The sequence below is a fragment of the Pseudomonas sp. NPDC089752 genome (genome assembly GCF_044748725.1).
Taxonomy (GTDB): Bacteria; Pseudomonadota; Gammaproteobacteria; order Pseudomonadales; family Pseudomonadaceae; genus Aquipseudomonas.
The window spans coordinates 89,133-105,924 of record NZ_JBIVGP010000002.1 but is presented as its reverse complement, the minus strand read 5'-3'; the positions used below and the strand labels follow the sequence as shown (position 1 = coordinate 105,924).

19 protein-coding genes are annotated in these 16,792 nt (G+C 62.4%); 15 read left to right on the top strand and 4 right to left on the bottom strand.

The features are described from left to right. Positions 1-163 precede the first annotated feature (163 nt). The 3 genes from bkdR to ACIPZF_RS03290 all read left to right on the top strand — a co-directional run bounded on the left by bkdR (position 164) and on the right by ACIPZF_RS03290 (position 3,548). Positions 164-649, top strand: a complete 486-nt coding sequence (bkdR, locus tag ACIPZF_RS03300; protein WP_400795195.1) for a Bkd operon transcriptional regulator BkdR — start codon at positions 164-166, stop codon at positions 647-649. 186 nt (positions 650-835) lie between these two features. Further along, positions 836-2,077 (top strand): glutamine synthetase family protein, encoded by a 1,242-nt coding sequence (locus ACIPZF_RS03295; protein WP_400796080.1) that lies wholly within the window; start codon positions 836-838, stop codon positions 2,075-2,077. 127 nt (positions 2,078-2,204) lie between these two features. Further along, a complete protein-coding gene (locus ACIPZF_RS03290; protein ID WP_400795193.1) occupies positions 2,205-3,548 on the top strand; it encodes an MFS transporter in 1,344 nt (447 codons plus the stop codon). A gap of 178 nt (positions 3,549-3,726) precedes the next feature. Here ACIPZF_RS03290 and ACIPZF_RS03285 read toward each other — a convergent pair whose 3' ends face one another. The 4 genes from ACIPZF_RS03285 to flgA form a co-directional block, all read right to left on the bottom strand. Further along, positions 3,727-4,470: a flagellar brake protein gene (locus tag ACIPZF_RS03285; protein WP_400795191.1), complete on the bottom strand. Its 744-nt coding sequence runs from the start codon at positions 4,468-4,470 to the stop codon at positions 3,727-3,729. Positions 4,471-4,550: 80 nt separating this feature from the next. Continuing rightward, complete coding sequence (locus tag ACIPZF_RS03280; RefSeq protein ID WP_400795189.1) at positions 4,551-5,018, bottom strand: flagella synthesis protein FlgN; 468 nt, start codon at positions 5,016-5,018, stop codon at positions 4,551-4,553. 49 nt (positions 5,019-5,067) lie between these two features. Beyond that, positions 5,068-5,382, bottom strand: a complete 315-nt coding sequence (flgM, locus tag ACIPZF_RS03275) for a flagellar biosynthesis anti-sigma factor FlgM (RefSeq protein WP_400795187.1) — start codon at positions 5,380-5,382, stop codon at positions 5,068-5,070. 150 nt (positions 5,383-5,532) lie between these two features. Beyond that, entirely contained in the window at positions 5,533-6,285 is a 753-nt protein-coding gene (flgA, locus tag ACIPZF_RS03270; protein WP_400795185.1) for a flagellar basal body P-ring formation chaperone FlgA, read from the bottom strand. 78 nt (positions 6,286-6,363) lie between these two features. On the opposite strand from flgA, the gene ACIPZF_RS03265 reads away from it, so the two are divergent. From ACIPZF_RS03265 to flgJ, 12 genes are all read left to right on the top strand, one after another. After that, entirely contained in the window at positions 6,364-7,293 is a 930-nt protein-coding gene (locus ACIPZF_RS03265; protein WP_400795183.1) for a chemotaxis protein CheV, read from the top strand. A gap of 51 nt (positions 7,294-7,344) precedes the next feature. Beyond that, complete coding sequence (gene cheR, locus ACIPZF_RS03260) at positions 7,345-8,172, top strand: protein-glutamate O-methyltransferase CheR (protein ID WP_400795181.1); 828 nt, start codon at positions 7,345-7,347, stop codon at positions 8,170-8,172. A 505-nt stretch (positions 8,173-8,677) separates the two neighbouring features. Continuing rightward, positions 8,678-9,088 carry a flagellar basal body rod protein FlgB gene (flgB, locus tag ACIPZF_RS03255; RefSeq protein ID WP_400795179.1) on the top strand — a complete coding sequence of 137 codons (411 nt, stop codon included), beginning with the start codon at positions 8,678-8,680 and terminating at the stop codon, positions 9,086-9,088. Positions 9,089-9,090: 2 nt separating this feature from the next. Further along, positions 9,091-9,534, top strand: coding sequence for a flagellar basal body rod protein FlgC (flgC, locus tag ACIPZF_RS03250; RefSeq protein WP_012315561.1), 444 nt, complete (start codon positions 9,091-9,093; stop codon positions 9,532-9,534). Between the two features lie 15 nt (positions 9,535-9,549). Beyond that, the gene (gene flgD, locus ACIPZF_RS03245; RefSeq protein ID WP_400795177.1) at positions 9,550-10,257 is read left to right on the top strand and encodes a flagellar hook assembly protein FlgD; all 708 of its coding nucleotides are present in this window, start codon (positions 9,550-9,552) and stop codon (positions 10,255-10,257) included. Between the two features lie 30 nt (positions 10,258-10,287). After that, positions 10,288-11,649 carry a flagellar hook protein FlgE gene (gene flgE, locus ACIPZF_RS03240; protein WP_400795175.1) on the top strand — a complete coding sequence of 454 codons (1,362 nt, stop codon included), beginning with the start codon at positions 10,288-10,290 and terminating at the stop codon, positions 11,647-11,649. A gap of 72 nt (positions 11,650-11,721) precedes the next feature. Next, positions 11,722-11,907, top strand: coding sequence for a hypothetical protein (locus ACIPZF_RS03235; RefSeq protein ID WP_400795173.1), 186 nt, complete (start codon positions 11,722-11,724; stop codon positions 11,905-11,907). Positions 11,908-12,188: 281 nt separating this feature from the next. Further along, on the top strand, positions 12,189-12,929 hold the full coding sequence (flgF, locus tag ACIPZF_RS03230; RefSeq protein WP_400795171.1) for a flagellar basal-body rod protein FlgF: 741 nt from the start codon (positions 12,189-12,191) through the stop codon (positions 12,927-12,929). 47 nt (positions 12,930-12,976) lie between these two features. After that, positions 12,977-13,762, top strand: a complete 786-nt coding sequence (flgG, locus tag ACIPZF_RS03225; protein ID WP_054900084.1) for a flagellar basal-body rod protein FlgG — start codon at positions 12,977-12,979, stop codon at positions 13,760-13,762. A gap of 36 nt (positions 13,763-13,798) precedes the next feature. Beyond that, the gene (gene flgH, locus ACIPZF_RS03220; RefSeq protein WP_400795169.1) at positions 13,799-14,494 is read left to right on the top strand and encodes a flagellar basal body L-ring protein FlgH; all 696 of its coding nucleotides are present in this window, start codon (positions 13,799-13,801) and stop codon (positions 14,492-14,494) included. A gap of 12 nt (positions 14,495-14,506) precedes the next feature. Next, positions 14,507-15,616 (top strand): flagellar basal body P-ring protein FlgI, encoded by a 1,110-nt coding sequence (locus ACIPZF_RS03215; RefSeq protein WP_400795167.1) that lies wholly within the window; start codon positions 14,507-14,509, stop codon positions 15,614-15,616. An 11-nt stretch (positions 15,617-15,627) separates the two neighbouring features. Beyond that, positions 15,628-16,791 (top strand): flagellar assembly peptidoglycan hydrolase FlgJ, encoded by a 1,164-nt coding sequence (flgJ, locus tag ACIPZF_RS03210; protein WP_400795165.1) that lies wholly within the window; start codon positions 15,628-15,630, stop codon positions 16,789-16,791. Position 16,792: the final 1 nt, after the last annotated feature.

The window sequence follows — 16,792 nt, the reverse complement described above, 5'->3', positions numbered from 1 at the left end:
GCTCTGAAGCGGTCGCCGCTGACTGCCGGCTTGTGACTGGCAGGTCAGCGTCAATTACATAGTAGTGACAGCTGGGGAGAATTTTTCTCTCAAGTTTGTTGCCTTTGGCGCACGGCGCAGATAAACATTCCGCATAAACACAAAAAACCGGTGAATTTGTCTCATGCGCAAACTCGATCGTACCGACATCGGCATTCTCAACAGCCTGCAGGACAACGCCCGCATCACCAACGCGGAGCTTGCGCGTTCGGTGAACCTGTCGCCGACCCCCTGTTTCAACCGGGTCAAGGCCATGGAAGAGCTGGGGGTGATCCGCCAGCAGGTGACCCTGCTATCGCCAGAGGTGCTGGGGCTGGACGTCAATGTGTTCATCCACGTCAGCCTGGAGAAGCAGGTTGAAACGGCGCTGCACCGCTTCGAGGAAGAGATTGCGGAACGTCCGGAGGTGATGGAGTGCTACCTGATGACAGGTGACCCGGATTACCTCTTGCGGGTGCTGTTGCCGAGCATCCAGGCGCTGGAGCGGTTTCTCGATTACCTGACGCGTTTGCCGGGGGTGGCGAACATTCGCTCGAGCTTTGCCTTGAAGCAGGTGCGCTACAAGACGGCACTGCCGTTGCCTGCAAATGGCATGACCTTGCGCGAGTAGCGCATTTGCCAGCGCGGGGTGCTTGATATTTTAAACACCCCCAGCCTATGTTGTGGTCAGCCTAAAACAACAAGGACAAGCGTCATGACCACCGCAGCCCAGCGCTCACTTGCCGAGCACCTCCAGGGCATCGACCAGATCGAATGCGTCACCCCCGACCTCAATGGTGTACCCCGCGGCAAGGTGATGACCGCCGAAGGCTTCCTCGAAGGCCGCCGCCTGCAGATGGCGCGCGGCGTGCTGCTGCAATGCATCATGGGCGGCTACCCGCCTGCGCGGTTCTATGGCAGCGACGATGGCGACCTGGCGCTGGTGGCCGAGCCGGCGCAGATCCATCGGCTGCCCTGGAGCGATGAAGGCCTGGCCCTGGCGATCTGCGATGCCAACGAACTCGATGGCCGCCCCTCGGGCTTGTCCACGCGCGGGCTGTTGAAGGCGGTGATCGCCCGTTACGCAGCCCTCGGCCTGGCACCCGTGGTGGCGACCGAACTGGAGTTCTTCGTCTTCGCCCCCAACAGCGACCCGCAGCAGCCGTTCCTGCCGCCGTTGGGCAAGGATGGCCGCCGCGAACTCGGCCACTGCGCGTTCAGCGTCAGCTCCAACAACGGCCTGCGCCCGTTCTTTCAGGAGGTTTACCAGTGCATGGCTGCTTTGGGCCTGCCGCGCGACACCTTCATGCACGAAATGGGTGTCAGCCAATTCGAGATCAACCTGCTGCACGGCGACCCGCTGCAGCTGGCCGACCAGACCTTCCTGTTCAAGCACCTGCTCAAGGAAGTGGCGCTCAAGCACGGCCTGAGCGTGGTGTGCATGGCCAAGCCACTGGCGCATACCCCGGGCAGTTCGATGCACATCCACCAGAGCCTGGTGGAGATCGCCACCGGGCGTAATGTGTTCAGCGATGCCCAGGGCCAGCCGTCCGATGTCTTCTACCACTTCATTGGTGGCCTGCAAGCGTGCATGGCTGACTTTACCGCCCTGTTCGCGCCCAACGTCAACTCCTACCAGCGGCTTTGCCATCCCTACGCCTCGCCGAACAATGCCTGCTGGTCCGAGGACAACCGCGCCGCAGGCCTGCGCATCCCGGCCAGTGCCCCGGTGGCGCGGCGCGTCGAAAACCGCCTGCCTGGGGCCGATGCGAACCCCTACCTGGCCATCGCCGCCAGCCTGGCCGCCGGCCTGCATGGCATCGAACAGCGCCTGCAGCCAGCAGCGGCCATCCAGGGTGAGTTCGAGGTGCCCGAACACCTGAGCCTGCCGTGCACCATGCATGCGGCACTGGAACGTTTGAAGCGCAGCGCGCTGGCACGGGAACTGTTCGGCAGTGAGTTCATCGAAGGCTACGTCGCTACCAAGACCTTGGAGTTGACCGATTTCTTCGACGAGATCACGCCATGGGAGCGACGCGTGTTGGCCGCGCAAGCCTGATCGCGACACGACCGGCACTGGACGCGCCCCTGTTCGGCGATTTTGCCGGCGGGGGACTGCACGGCGACACAATTGCTTTTATGCTTGCCAGGCCAACGCCACCTGACCAGGGAGCCCGACGGGACGTATGCGAAACATCTGGAAGCCGTTTCAGTCGCTGTATTTCGCTGCCTTGATGATGCTGATCGGCTCGGGCCTGCTCAGTACCTACCTGGCCCTGCGCCTGGCGGCCGATCATGTCGACAGCCTGTGGGTCGGTGCGCTGATGGCGGCCAACTACTTCGGCCTGGCCGTTGGCGGCAAGGTCGGCCATCGGCTGATCGGCCGGGTTGGCCATATCCGCGCTTACACCACTTGTGCCGGTATCGTCTGCGCGGCGGTGCTCGGCCACGGCATGACCAACTGGCTGCCAGCCTGGGTCGGGCTGCGGATGATCGTCGGCCTCGGGATGATGTGCCAGTACATGGTCATCGAGAGCTGGCTCAATGAGCAGGCCGATGCCAAGCACCGCGGTGCGGTGTTCAGCGGGTACATGATCGCCTCCTACTTGGGGCTGGTGCTCGGCCAGCTGATCCTGGTGGTGCATCCCGAGCTGGGGCCTGAACTGTTGATGCTGGTCGCCATGTGCTTCGCCCTGTGCCTGGTGCCGGTGGCGATGACTCGGCGCATCCACCCGGCACCGTTGCGCCCGGCGCCGATGGAGCCGAAGTTCTTCATCAAGCGGGTGCCGCAGTCGTTGAGCACGGTGCTGGGGTCAGGGTTGATCGTTGGCTCGTTCTACGGCCTGGCGCCGCTGTATGCCACCAGCCAGGGATTGTCGACCGAACAGATCGGTCTGTTCATGGGTAGCTGCATCTTTGCCGGTCTGGTGGTGCAGTGGCCGCTGGGCTGGCTGTCCGATCGTTACGACCGTGCTGTGCTTATTCGCAGCGTGGCGGTGGGCTTGGCGCTGGCCGCGGCGCCGCTGGCCATTTTGCCGAGCGTGCCACTGGAATTGCTGTTTGGTATTGGTTTCTTGATTTCGCTGTTGCAGTTCGGCCTTTACCCGCTGGCGGTGGCCTTTTCCAATGACCATGTGGAAAGCGAGCGGCGTGTTTCGCTGACCGCCATGCTGTTGGTCACCTATGGCGTAGGGGCGTGTATCGGGCCGCTGGCTGCGGGGGTGCTGATGAAGGTGCTGGGGGCGCAGATGCTCTATGCCTTCTTCGTGTTCTTCGCCCTGGTGCTGGTGTGGCGGATTCGGCCGAAAGCCGTTACCGGGCTGCACCAGGTGCAAGATGCGCCGTTGGGGCACGTGGCGATGCCGGCGGCGGGTTCGCCGTTGTCGGCGGCACTGGACCCTAGGGTGGATGAGCAGACCGTGCAGGACGTGATGCAGGCGCCGGTGGCGGCTGAGGATACTGAGGTGGAGGAGAAGGCTGAGCCTGTGGCTGAGTCCTCGGTAGGGGATGAAGTGAGTAAGTCGGTTTGAGCCTTGTGCTGTGTGTGCCAGCCTCTTCGCGGGGCAAGCCCGCTCCCACAGAATTACCGGAGTCATGAAGTCTGCAGATAACCTGTGGGAGCGGGCTTGCCCCGCGAAGAGGCCAGCACAGGCACTTAGCAAACAAAAACGCCACCCAATAGGTGGCGTTCGCACATTCAGCCAACGATCAATAATCGTCTTTATCGAACCGCCGCGCCTCACGCTGCAGCTGGTACACGAAGCTTTCGATCTTGCGCTGCGCCTGCCCATTGAGGTTATGGAAGCGCACGCCGGCAAAGGTGGTGTTGATGCGTTCTTCATAATGCAAGTGGCGCAGTTCGACCATGATGTCGACCAAGCCCAGCGGGTTGCCGGCCTTGAAGCGTTCGTACACCTGGCCCAGTTGCAGGCGGTCTTCGACATTGCCGTCGAAACGCAGCTTGCAACCGGTGGCGGAGATATCCAGCAGCTTGCCGCGCAGGGCACCATTGCCCTTGAGGTGAGTGCCATCGAGGATCACATCGACCAGCTGCGACAGTTTCAGTGCGGCGCGGAAAGCATTGCGGCGCTGGTGGTAGGTCATCTCTTCGGGCATGGCGCCACGGTACGAACGGTGGCCGTCGACCTCGGTAACCCTCAGTTCGTGGTTGCATTCCCAGGCGATGCGCACGCCATCATGGAAACCTTCAACGCGGAACGGTTCGCCGTTCTCGATGTACTTTTCGCCATCGCGGGGGATCATTTCATCCAGCGCCAGGGTGTTGCTGTCACGGTCCACGTGCACCACGTAGCTCTGGAACCGCTGGCTGCGCTCATGGAAAGTGATGATCAGAGGGTCGTGGCTGTCCTGCAGCTGGCGCAGGTTGGCCGCGATCTCCAAAGGCGTGTTCAGCACCTTCGGCGGTTGCGGGGCATCGGTCTCATTGAACACGGGTTATCAATCTCCAGGCAAAAACGGCACACGCAAGTAACGGCATTTTGCCAGTATGTTCCGTGCCTTGATAGAACTAATCACACTTGGCTGAGCGCCCGGGGCTTGGCCAGTGGTGAAGTGGCGCCACGGCTGTCGTAGAGCGACGGCGAATCGCCACCCATGAGGATTCTGATCTGGTTGGCCGTGACATGTTGCTGAACCTGGATGATCCGGCCATTGGTCTCGTTGACCTTCTGGCAGGCGTCCATCAACTGGGTCAGCGCATTGAGCTGCTGCATGATCACTTCACCATTGGGCGACTGCGCGGCCACGGCCTGCACCCCGGCGCGGTCGGCGCTGAGGCCGAGGCTGGCGAGCAGGTTGTTGCGGCGTATGCCTTGCTGCTCGAGCAGGACGATCAGCGACTGCTTGCGGGCCAGGATGCCCTCCAGCGGTGCCATGTCGCGGCCGTGCAGGGCGACTGCTTCCTGCTGCAGCAGGTCGAGCAGTTCCTGAGTTGGGGCGATGTCGTCTTCGATCAGTTGCAGCAATGTGATGTCGTGCATGGCTAACTCTTGGCTTTTCTAGCGTCCGTGAAGTCAGCGCGCCGAACGGTCAGCGCTGGGCTTCGAAATCGAGCAGTTTGCTGGCGACCCGGCCGGCATCGACCTGGTAGCTGCCGTCTGCGATCGCCTGTTTCAACTGTGCCACGCGGGCATTGTCGACAACGGGCTGGTCGCGCAGCTTGTCGCTGATCTTCTGCAACTGCTGGGCCTCTTGGCTGAGGTGTACCGCTTCTCCGCTGGCGCTGGCGCTTTTCGGCGCTTCACCGGTTTCGCCGGGCTTGTCGGCGGTGCCGGGTGCGGCATTGCCGCGAACGCCGCCCGTGATGGACGGAGAGTTATTCAAACGACTGAAGTCGATGACCATGATCAGAAACCTCTGGGTATTTGGACGCTTACCTTGTTTTCGGCCAGCCCGAAAGAAACTTTAGGCACAAATGCTCACGCCTGTCGGCAAGCTCGCGAACCCGTGTTCTGACACAGTTTAGGAAATGCGGTTCCACACTGCCAGCTGAATCTACATGGCCACCTCGACCTGTCCAGGGCCGGTTACCCGGGCCTTCACCACCCGTTGCGAATTGAGGTTGCGCACGCGGATCTGTTCGTTCTGGCCGCCCTTGCTCAAAGCCTCGCCGGGCATGCGCACACTGAGGCTGCCGCTGCGGGCGATGATCACCACATGGTCGCCCTTGCGCACTACTTCAGCCTGTTCCAGGTGTTGCGGAGTCAGTACCTGGTCGATCACGGTCGGGCGCAGCATCTTCATGCCCACGGCCTGGTCGAGCTCGCTGAGAAAGCCCTGGGTGAGGGTGCCAACGTCGCGTTCGCGCAGGGCTACGTCATTTTCACCGACGATATCCTGGCGCCTGAGCGGGCGGGTCACCACCACCACGTCGCGGAACAGGCGCACGGTTGCCGGCACAAAAATGGTCCACGGTGCGCTGCCATCGCAACGTACCCGCACGGTTACTCGGCCCAGGGGCTGCGCCGGGCTTTCCAGCGAGGCGTCCAGCTGCTGGCTGCACAGCGGCATGCGCAGGCGCGGGTCCAGCGGGTTGACCTGAATTTCGTAGCGCCCAGGCGTCTGGGTGGTGGCCAGGTAATCCTCGACGGTGAATTCAAGAAACCCTTGGGTGACACCGATAAGCTGTTCAGGCAAGGTAACCGCGTCCGCCAGCGTACGCGCGCCGGGCGTCAGCAAGCAGAGCATGGCCAGTGAGCCGCTCAGCAGGCGCGTCAGTCGTCGGGAAATTGTCGTTTTCATGTGCATGGCGCTCAAAAAAGCAAAGCCCGTGCCGACTCGTTGTAGGAGTTGCTACGAAATGGCACAGAGAAGAAGGAGTCAGGCATGGCGGGGGTAATGGATTCAGTCAACCAGCGCACACAGCTGGTTGGGCAGAATCGCCTGGAATTGTTGCTGTTCCGCCTCAATGGCGCGCAGCTGTACGGCATAAACGTGTTCAAGGTCCGCGAAGTTTTGCAGTGCCCGGAGCTGACCGTGCTGCCCAAGTCCCACCCGGTGGTGCGCGGTGTGGCCAATATACGCGGGGCAACCATCCCGATCCTCGACCTGTCGATGGCCACCGGGCTGCCCGGGTTGAAGGAAGATACACGCAACAGCTTCGTGATCATCACCGAGTACAACACCAAGACCCAGGGTTTTCTGGTGCATTCGGTCGAGCGCATCGTCAACATGAACTGGGAAGCGATCCATCCGCCACCCAAGGGCACTGGGCGTGACCACTACCTGACCGCGGTCACCCGGGTGGACGACCGCATGGTCGAGATCATCGACGTGGAAAAGGTGCTGGCCGAGGTGGCACCGTCGTCCGAGCAGGTGTCGGTTGGCGTGGTCGATGCCGAGACCCAGGACAAAGCCGTGCTGCTGCGGGTCTTGACCGTTGACGACTCGTCGGTGGCGCGCAAGCAGGTCAGCCGCTGTCTGCAGACCGTTGGCGTCGAGGTGGTGGCGCTCAACGACGGCCGTCAGGCCCTGGACTACCTGCGCAAGCTGGTGGACGAGGGCAAGAAGCCGGAAGAAGAGTTCCTGATGATGATTTCCGACATTGAAATGCCGGAAATGGACGGCTACACCCTGACGGCGGAGATCCGCAGCGATCCACGCATGCAAAAATTGCACATCTGCCTGCATACTTCGCTGTCCGGGGTATTCAACCAGGCGATGGTGAAGAAAGTCGGCGCCGATGACTTCCTGGCCAAGTTCAAGCCGGACGACCTGGCCCAGCGCGTGGTCGACCGGATCAAGGCAACGCATTGAAGCCGCCGGGGGCTCGCTCCCGGCACCAGTGATTGAAAAGAGGCCGCAGTAGTGTCTACGGGTAATTTGGATTTCGAACAGTTCCGGGTCTTCCTGGAGAAAGCCTGTGGCATCCTGCTGGGCGAGAATAAGCAGTACCTGGTGGCCAGCCGCCTGAACAAGCTGATGGAGCAGCAGGGCATCAAGAGCCTGGGCGAACTGGTGCAACGCATCCAGGCCCAGCCGCGTGGCGGCCTGCGCGAGCAGGTGGTGGATGCGATGACCACCAACGAAACCCTGTGGTTTCGCGACACCTACCCGTTTGAAGTGCTGAAGAACAAGGTCATTCCCGAGTTCATCAAGAACAACCCCGGCCAGCGCCTGCGCATGTGGTCGGCGGCCTGCTCGTCGGGGCAGGAGCCTTACTCTATCTCGATGGCCATCGACGAGTTCGAGCGCGGCAATCTCGGCCAGTTGAAGATGGGGGCGCAGATCGTCGCCACCGACTTGTCCGGCTCGATGCTGAACAACTGCAAGACCGGGGAGTACGACAGCCTGGCGATTGCCCGCGGCCTGTCCCAGGAGCGTTTGCAGCGCTACTTCGACACCAAGGGGCCTGGGCGTTGGGCGGTCAAGCCGGCCATTCGCAGCCGGGTTGAATTCCGGTCGTTCAACCTGCTCGACAGTTATGCGGCGTTGGGCAAGTTCGACATCGTGTTCTGCCGCAATGTGCTGATCTACTTCTCGGCGCAGGTGAAGAAGGACATTCTGCTGCGGATTCACAGCACCCTGAAGCCGGGTGGGTATCTGTTCCTGGGGGCCTCCGAGGCGCTGAATGGGTTGCCGGATCATTATCAGATGGTCCAGTGCAGTCCGGGGATCATCTACCAGGCCAAGTAAATGTGTGGGCCGCTAGGTGTAAGTCGGTAGTTTTGCAGTGCCCATGCAATCGAGCGCCGCCCGCGCGGCGCATCGCGGATAAAATCCGCTCCTACGTTTGTTTCAGGCCAATTATGTCAGTGAGATTTGCGCGCGGCCGCCTTGGCGCCTGACGCGATACCGAGTCGCACGCACAAGGCGTTCGCGCGCGTCTGTCACTGACGTTACTGGCCCGAAACAAACGTAGGAGCGGATTTTATCCGCGATGCGCCGCGCGGGCGGCGCTCGATCTCAAGGGCGCCAACACCCTCCCGGCTAGCACGTCAATTTTTTGTTTTGCCGCTTTTGCCACCCGGCAATTGCCGCTTTCCCCTCATCAAGCGGAAGCACTTTGCCGCTTTTCTGGCAGCAGCCAGTCAGTGATGCGCGTCGCAGCCCCGTATTTTCGGGCTTTGAAGCTGTTGGCACAGCCCTTGCTATAGCTTGGCCAACGAGTTTCCGGTCAACCTTCGAAGGTTTCCCCGACATGAGCATCAGTTTCGACAAGGCGCTTGGCATCCATGAAAAGGCCCTGGGCTTCCGCGCCCAGCGCGCCGAAGTGCTGGCCAACAACATCGCCAACGCCGACACGCCCAACTACAAGGCGCGTGACATGGACTTCTCTTCGGTGCTCGCCGCCGAAAGCCAGAAGCAGCAAACCGGTGGCCGCTTCGCCATGGACCGCACCAACAGCCGACATATCGAGGCTGAAGGCCTGGCGATGGCCGACGACACGCTGCAGTACCGCACGCCGACCCAGCCGTCGATCGACCAGAACACCGTCGACGCCCAGGTCGAGCAAGCGAACTACACGGAAAACGCCATGGGCTTCCAGGCCAGCTTCACCCTGCTCAACAGCAAATTCAAAGGGCTGGTATCGGCCCTGCGCGGAGAATAACCATGTCCCTGTCCAGCGTTTTCAACATTGCCGGTAGCGGCATGAGTGCGCAGAACACCCGCCTCAACACCGTCGCCTCGAACATCGCCAACGCCGAGACCGTCTCGTCGAGCATCGACCAGACCTACCGCGCGCGCCATCCGGTGTTCGCCACCACCTTCCAGAACGCCCAGGCCGGCGGCAGCCAGTCGCTGTTCGAAGACCAGGGCGAGGCAGGGCAGGGCGTGCAGGTCAAGGGCATCATCGAAGACCAGAGCAATCTGGAGGCGCGCTACGAGCCCAATCATCCGGCGGCGAACAAGGACGGCTACGTCTATTACCCGAACGTCAACGTGGTCGAGGAGATGGCTGACATGATCTCCGCCAGTCGGGCGTTCCAGACCAATGCCGAGCTGATGAACACCGCCAAGAACATGATGCAGAAAGTCCTGACCCTGGGTCAGTGATAAGGAATCCAGACCATGGCAGTCGATAGCACCAGCGGTGTGAACCTCAACGATGTCCTGACGGCATCGGGTGTAGGCGGGACCACCAAGAAAACCGCCGATACCGCTTCCAAGACCGGTACCGACACGCTCGGCAAGGACGCGTTCCTGCAGCTGCTGGTTACCCAGATGCAGCACCAGAACCCGCTGGACCCGCAGGACAACGGCGAGTTCGTGGCGCAGTTGGCGCAGTTCAGCAGCCTTGAAGGCATCACCTCGCTGAACGATTCGGTCACCAGCATCACCAACGCCATGGCCTCGTCCCAGGCGCTGCAGGCTTCGTCGCTGGTCGGCCGTTCGGTGGTCGTGCAGAACGACAAGGCCGTGGTCGATACCGCCGAGAGCTTCAATGCGCAGTTCGTGGTGCCGCAGGCGATCAGCGAAGCGAAGATCACCATCAAGGACAAGGACGGCAACACCGTCAAGACCATCGAGCTGGGCGAGCAGAAGGCGGGTTATGCCGACTTCATCTGGGACGGCACCAACAACAGTGGCACCAAGGTCGACCCAGGTACCTATACCTTCACCGCCAGCACCACCGTGGATGGCCAGTCGGTGCAGATGAATACCCTGCTGCCGGCCAAGGTGACCAGTGTCAGCTTCAACGCCACCGGCGAAATGGTGCTCAACCTCGCGGGTGTCGGCAAAGTTTCCCTCTCCGACGTACAAACCATCGGTATCTAAGGCCCGCTAGCGCGGCACAGGAGCGAATTCATGTCTTTCAATATCGGCCTTAGCGGTCTGTACGCAGCCAACAAGCAGCTGGACGTTACCGGCAACAACATCGCCAACGTCAACACCACCGGTTTCAAATCGTCGCGCGCCGAGTTCGCCGACGTCTACGCCGGCGCCAACCGCCTGGGCGTGGGCAAGAACCAGGTCGGCAACGGCGTGCGCCTGGCGGCGGTGTCGCAGCAGTTCACCCAGGGTGACGTCAACACCACCGGCAACGTGCTGGACATGGGCATCCAGGGCCAGGGCTTCTTCGTGCTGTCCGACAACGGCTCGCGCGTCTATACCCGTGCCGGTGCCTTCCAGGCTGACAAGGACAACTTCGTGGTCACCTCGGACGGCCTGCGCCTGCAAGGCTACGCCGCCGATTCCACCGGCAAGATCGCCAAGGGCGTGCTGACCGACCTGCAGATCGACACCTCGGCACTGCAGCCCAAGTCCACGTCGCTGATCGACCAGGGCATCAACCTGAATTCCTCGGCCACCGATATCCCGCTGCAGGTTTATGACGACAGCACCCCGCCGGTGCTGGTGCCTAACAAAGTGTTCGACCCGTCTGACGAAACCACTTACACCAAGTCGTTCCCGACCAAGGTGTACGACAGCCAGGGTAACGAGCACACCATGGAGCAGTACTACCGCAAGACCGGCACCAACGAGTGGACCATGTACACCCTGGTCGACGGCCGCAACCCGTTCGACCCGTCCTCCACCGCGCCGCTGACCGGCACCATCAGCTTCAACAGCGATGGCTCGGTGAAAAGCATGTCGGCTGACAACACCGGCCACCCGACCGGTTCGTCGTTCACCGTGACCAACAACATCTTCACCATGACCGGTTGGGTGCCCGCGGTCGAAGACGCGTCGGGCAACTGGGCGTCCAACGGTGCCACCGGCAATGCCGACGGCATGAAGCTGTCGATGAACAGCACAACCTCCTACAACACCGAGACCGCGCGCATGTCGCAGTCCCAGGACGGTTACGCCACCGGCATCCTGTCGAGCCTGAGCATCGACAGCACCGGCGTGCTGTTCGCCAGCTTCAGCAACCAGCAGTCGCGCGCCATCGGCCAGGTGGCCCTGGCCAGCTTCGCCAATGAGCAGGGCTTGCAGCAGATCGGCGGTACCCGCTGGACCGAAACCTACTCGTCCGGCATCCCCGGCATCGATGCGCCGAAGACCGGTACATTGGGCAGCGTGGAGTCCAACGCGCTGGAAGGCTCCAACGTCAACCTGACCCAGGAGCTGGTCGAGCTGATCAAGGCGCAGAGCAACTACCAGGCGAACGCCAAGACCATCTCCACCGAAAGCACCATCATGCAGACCATCATCCAGATGACCTGATGGTCGCGGGTTGATGGCGTGAAGGCGAACCCCTTTGTCGTGAAGGGGTTCGTCGTTTTTGCCGGAGGCAGCATGAAGAAGTGGTTTGTGGCATTGCTGGCGATGTTCTGTCTGTATCAGGTGCAGGCAGGTCCAGCGCCCTGGTGGCGTTGGGAGAGTCAGGTGGATGGGCGCCTGGTGTGCTCGCAGTGGCCGCCGGGGGAGGGCTGGAAGCGGTTTGCCGGGCCCTACAACAATGGTGGGTGCCGGGATCGGTGAACCCAGTGCCGGCCTCTTCGCGGGGCAAGCCCGCTCCCACAGGTTGGAGTGGGCAACGCAATACCTGTGGGAGCGGGCTTGCCCCGCGAAGAGGCCGGTACAGGTTTGCCGCAATCGGCAACCTGGCGCCGGATAACCGGCGTTCCTCTCATCACCGTATCCCGCATAAGCCCGTAATCACGGGCTTTTTCTCAATTTCAGAAAGTTGGTTCGGAACTTGCTTTAGTGCCTGCACAGCAACGGCGAGCGGCAAGCGATCGCCAGTGCAGCGGAGGATGACTGTGGACAAGATGCTTTACGTGGCCATGACCGGCGCCAGCCAGAACGCGCTGGCGCAGAAGGCCCATGCCAACAACCTGGCGAACATTTCCACCAATGGTTTCCAGCGTGACCTGGAGCAGGCGCGCTCGATGCCGGTGTTCGGCGACAGCTTTCCGTCGCGAGCGTTCGCCATGACCGAACGCCCCGCCACCGACTTCAGCGAAGGGCCGATGATCGAGACCGGGCGCGACCTGGACGTGGCCGTGAGTGGCCAGGGCTTCATCGCCGTGCAGGCCCCGGACGGCAGCGAAGCCTACGTGCGCACCGGCAGCCTGAACATCGATGCCCTCGGCGTATTGCGCGCCGGCAATGGCATGCCGGTGATCGGCAACGGCGGCCCGATCGCCATTCCGCCAGAGCAGAAAGTCGAAGTCGGCTCCGATGGCACCATCAGCATCCGCTCCATGGGTGAAGACCCGCGGGTGATGGCCGAGGTCGACCGCATCAAGCTGGTCAACCCGGATACCAAGGGCATGACCAAGGGCCTCGACGGCTTGATCCACACCACCAATGGCCAGCCAGCGGCAGCCGACGTCAACGTCAAGGTGGTGTCGGGCTTCCTCGAAGGCAGCAACGTCAACGCCGTCGAGGAAATGACCTCGGTGCTGGCGCTGTCCCGCCAATTCGAACTGCACGTGAAGATGATGAACGCGGCCAAGGAAGGCGATGAAGCCATGGCGCGTGTTTTGCAAATCGGCTAACCACACTTGAACGGGTGCCGTAAAACAGGCGCACGAGGAGAATACTGATGCTTCCGGCTCTTTGGGTCGCTAAAACCGGCCTGTCCGCCCAGGACACCAACCTCACGGTCATTTCCAACAACCTGGCCAACGTTTCGACCACCGGTTTCAAGCGCGACCGCGCTGAATTCCAGGACCTGCTGTACCAGATCAAACGCCAGCCAGGCGCGCAGTCCACCCAGGACAGCGAACTGCCGTCGGGCCTGCAGGTCGGTACCGGTGTGCGCATCGTCGGCACCCAGAAAAACTTCCAGACCGGCAGCCTGCAGACCACCGAAAACCCGCTGGACATGGCGGTCAATGGCCGTGGCTTCTTCCAGGTTCTGCAGCCGGACGGCACCGTTTCGTACACCCGTGACGGTACCTTCCATCTGAACTCCGATGGCCAGATCGTCACCGCCAACGGCTTTGCCCTGGAGCCTGCGATCGTCGTGCCGAACGACGCCCAGACCTTCACCGTCGGCCAGGACGGCACCGTGTCGATCACCACCGCCGGCAACCCGGCCGCGCAGGTCATCGGCAACATCCAGACCGCCGACTTCATCAACCCGGCCGGCCTGCAGGCGATCGGCGAAAACCTGTTCCTGGAAACCGCCGCCAGCGGCGCGCCACAGGTCGGTACTCCAGGCCTGAACGGCTTCGGCACCACCCTGCAGCAGACCCTGGAAAACTCCAACGTCAGCACCGTGGAAGAGCTGGTGAACATGATCACCACCCAGCGCGCCTACGAAATGAACTCCAAGGTCATTTCCACCGCCGACCAGATGCTGTCGTTCGTCACCCAGCAGCTGTAAGCCCACCAGGTTCCGTTACACCGTGAGGTATGCGTCATGAAGCGTTTGTTGTCCGTATTCGCCCTGGGGGGGGTGGTGGTTCTGGCTGGTTGCGTCGCGCCGACGCCCAAGCCCAACGACCCGTACTATGCGCCGGTCCTGCCGCGCACCCCATTGCCGGCCGCGGCCAACAACGGTTCGATCTACCAGGCCGGCTTCGACCAGAACCTGTACACCGACCGCAAGGCGTTCCGGGTGGGTGACATCATCACTATCACCCTCAACGAGCGAACTTCGGCGAGCAAGAATGCCGGTTCGCAGATCCAGAAGAACAGCAAGGCAGACATCGGCCTGACCTCGCTGTTCGGCGCCACGCCGAACACCAACAACCCGTTCGGCGGTGGCGACCTGTCGCTCGAAGCGGGCTACAGCGGTGACCGCACCACCAAGGGCGACAGCAAGGCCACCCAGGGCAACACCCTGACCGGCTCGGTCACCGTGACCGTCGCCGAAGTGCTGCCCAACGGCATCATCGCCGTGCGCGGTGAGAAATGGCTGACCCTCAACACCGGCGAGGAGCTGGTGCGCATCGCCGGCCTGATCCGCGCCGACGACATCGCCACCGACAACACCGTGCCGTCCACCCGCGTGGCCGATGCGCGCATCACCTATTCGGGCACCGGCTCGTTCGCTGATGCCAGCCAGCCCGGTTGGCTCGACCGCTTCTTCATCAGCCCGCTTTGGCCTTTCTGAGTACGGATGAACATGTTCAACGTCAGGCAGCTGATTGCCGCAACCTTGCTTCTGTCCTGTGCGTTCGGCGCCCATGCCGAGCGCCTTAAAGACATCGCCAGCATTTCTGGCGTGCGCTCCAACCAGTTGATCGGCTACGGCCTGGTGGTCGGGCTCAACGGCACGGGTGACCAGACCACCCAGACGCCGTTCACCCTGCAGACCTTCAACAACATGCTGTCGCAGTTCGGCATCAAGGTGCCGGCCGGCTCCGGTAACGTGCAGCTGAAAAACGTCGCCGCAGTGTCGGTGCATGCCGACCTGCCGGCGTTCGCCAAACCCGGCCAGGTCGTCGACATCACCGTGTCGTCGATCGGTAACTCCAAGAGCCTGCGCGGCGGCAGCCTGCTGATGACCCCGCTCAAGGGTATCGACGGCAACGTCTATGCGATCGCCCAGGGCAACCTGGTGGTCGGCGGCTTCGACGCCGAAGGCCGCGACGGCTCGAAGATCACCGTCAACGTTCCGTCGGCGGGCCGCATCCCTGGCGGCGCCTCGGTCGAGCGTGCCGTGCCGAGCGGCTTCAACCAGGGCAACACCCTGACCTTGAACCTCAACCGCCCCGACTTCACCACCGCCAAGCGCATCGTCGACAAGGTCAACGAACTGCTCGGCCCTGGTGTGGCCCAGGCCGTGGATGGCGGTTCGGTGCGTGTCAGCGCGCCAATGGACCCGACCCAGCGCGTCGATTACCTGTCGATCCTCGAAAACCTGGAGATCGACCCAGGCCAGGCCGTGGCCAAGGTCATCATCAACTCGCGGACCGGCACCATCGTCATCGGCCAGAACGTCAAGGTCTCGCCGGCAGCGGTGACCCACGGCAGCCTGACCGTGACCATTACCGAAGACCCGATCGTCAGCCAGCCGGGGCCGTTCTCCAACGGTGAGACCGCCGTGGTGCCGCGCTCGCGGGTCAACGCGCAACAGGAAGCCAAGCCGATGTTCAAGTTCGGCCCGGGCACCACGCTGGATGAAATCGTCCGCGCGGTGAACCAGGTCGGCGCGGCGCCCAGCGACCTGATGGCGATCCTCGAAGCCCTGAAACAGGCCGGCGCCTTGCAGGCCGACCTGATCGTGATCTGAGGACGCCACGGATGAATTCGAAAAGCCTGGTTTCCAGCACCGCCGACAGCGGCGCCTACACCGACCTCAATCGCCTGAGCTCGCTCAAGCACGGCGACCGCGACAGCGACGCCAACGTGCGCAAGGTGGCTCAGGAATTCGAGTCGCTGTTCATCAGCGAGATGCTCAAGGCCTCGCGCAAGGCCAGCGATGTGCTGGCCGACGACAACCCGATGAACAGCGAGACGGTCAAGCAGTACCGCGACATGTACGACCAGCAGCTGGCCGTGAGCATGTCCCGCGAGGGCGGTGGTATCGGCCTGCAGGACGTGCTGGTGCGCCAGCTGTCGAAGAACAAGAGCACCCCGGCCAACACCAGCCCGTTCCCACGCATCGAGGGCAATGCCCCGACGCTGTGGGGCAACAAGGTGGCCGAGCCGGTGCACGCCGCTCAGTCGGCTACGCGCAACGACGTCGCCGCACTCAATTCGCGGCGCCTGGCGTTGCCAGGCAAGCTCACCGACCGCCTGCTCGCGGGTATCGTGCCTTCGGCTACCAACCCGGCTGCCAGCACCAATACCGCCGCCGTGCCGGCACGGGATGGGCAGCAAGTGGCCAGGGCCATCGCCGTCCCGGACAATGGTCTGCGCATCACCGGCCGCGCCGTGGCGCAGCCACCGCTGGCGCCGAAGAAGGCCTTTGCCGACAGCGACGAATTCGTCGCCACCATGCTGCCGATGGCCGAGCAGGCCGCCAAGCGCATCGGTATCGACCCCCGCTACCTGGTGGCCCAGGCGGCGCTGGAAACCGGCTGGGGCAAGTCGGTGATGCGCAACAGCGATGGCAGCAGCAGCCACAACCTGTTCGGCATCAAGGCCAGCGGCAACTGGCAAGGCGATTCGGCGCGGGCGATTACCAGCGAGTTCCGCGACGGCCAGTTCGTCAAGGAGACCGCGGCGTTCCGTTCCTACGATTCCTACCAGGACAGCTTCCACGACCTGGTCAGCCTGCTGCAGAACAACTCCCGCTATCAAGATGCGGTGAAGGCAGCCGATAAACCAGAACAGTTCGTGCAAGAGTTGCAAAAGGCCGGGTACGCCACCGACCCGAATTACGCCAGCAAGATCTCGCAGATAGCAAAGCAGATGCAGTCGTACGAGCAATACGCAACGCTCGGTACCACAACGAAACTTTAAG

Bases quoted from the DNA above. Each gene is read 5' to 3' on its own strand.
- bkdR (WP_400795195.1), top strand. From the start codon at position 164: ATGCGCAAACTCGATCGTACCGACATCGGCATTCTCAACAGCCTGCAG.
- ACIPZF_RS03295 (WP_400796080.1), top strand. From the start codon at position 836: ATGACCGCCGAAGGCTTCCTCGAAGGCCGCCGCCTGCAGATGGCGCGC.
- ACIPZF_RS03290 (WP_400795193.1), top strand. From the start codon at position 2,205: ATGCGAAACATCTGGAAGCCGTTTCAGTCGCTGTATTTCGCTGCCTTG.
- ACIPZF_RS03280 (WP_400795189.1), bottom strand. From the start codon at position 5,018: ATGCACGACATCACATTGCTGCAACTGATCGAAGACGACATCGCCCCA.
- flgM (WP_400795187.1), bottom strand. From the start codon at position 5,382: ATGGTCATCGACTTCAGTCGTTTGAATAACTCTCCGTCCATCACGGGC.
- flgA (WP_400795185.1), bottom strand. From the start codon at position 6,285: ATGCACATGAAAACGACAATTTCCCGACGACTGACGCGCCTGCTGAGC.
- ACIPZF_RS03265 (WP_400795183.1), top strand. From the start codon at position 6,364: ATGGCGGGGGTAATGGATTCAGTCAACCAGCGCACACAGCTGGTTGGG.
- flgB (WP_400795179.1), top strand. From the start codon at position 8,678: ATGAGCATCAGTTTCGACAAGGCGCTTGGCATCCATGAAAAGGCCCTG.
- flgC (WP_012315561.1), top strand. From the start codon at position 9,091: ATGTCCCTGTCCAGCGTTTTCAACATTGCCGGTAGCGGCATGAGTGCG.
- flgD (WP_400795177.1), top strand. From the start codon at position 9,550: ATGGCAGTCGATAGCACCAGCGGTGTGAACCTCAACGATGTCCTGACG.
- flgE (WP_400795175.1), top strand. From the start codon at position 10,288: ATGTCTTTCAATATCGGCCTTAGCGGTCTGTACGCAGCCAACAAGCAG.
- ACIPZF_RS03235 (WP_400795173.1), top strand. From the start codon at position 11,722: ATGAAGAAGTGGTTTGTGGCATTGCTGGCGATGTTCTGTCTGTATCAG.
- flgG (WP_054900084.1), top strand. From the start codon at position 12,977: ATGCTTCCGGCTCTTTGGGTCGCTAAAACCGGCCTGTCCGCCCAGGAC.
- flgH (WP_400795169.1), top strand. From the start codon at position 13,799: ATGAAGCGTTTGTTGTCCGTATTCGCCCTGGGGGGGGTGGTGGTTCTG.
- ACIPZF_RS03215 (WP_400795167.1), top strand. From the start codon at position 14,507: ATGTTCAACGTCAGGCAGCTGATTGCCGCAACCTTGCTTCTGTCCTGT.
- flgJ (WP_400795165.1), top strand. From the start codon at position 15,628: ATGAATTCGAAAAGCCTGGTTTCCAGCACCGCCGACAGCGGCGCCTAC.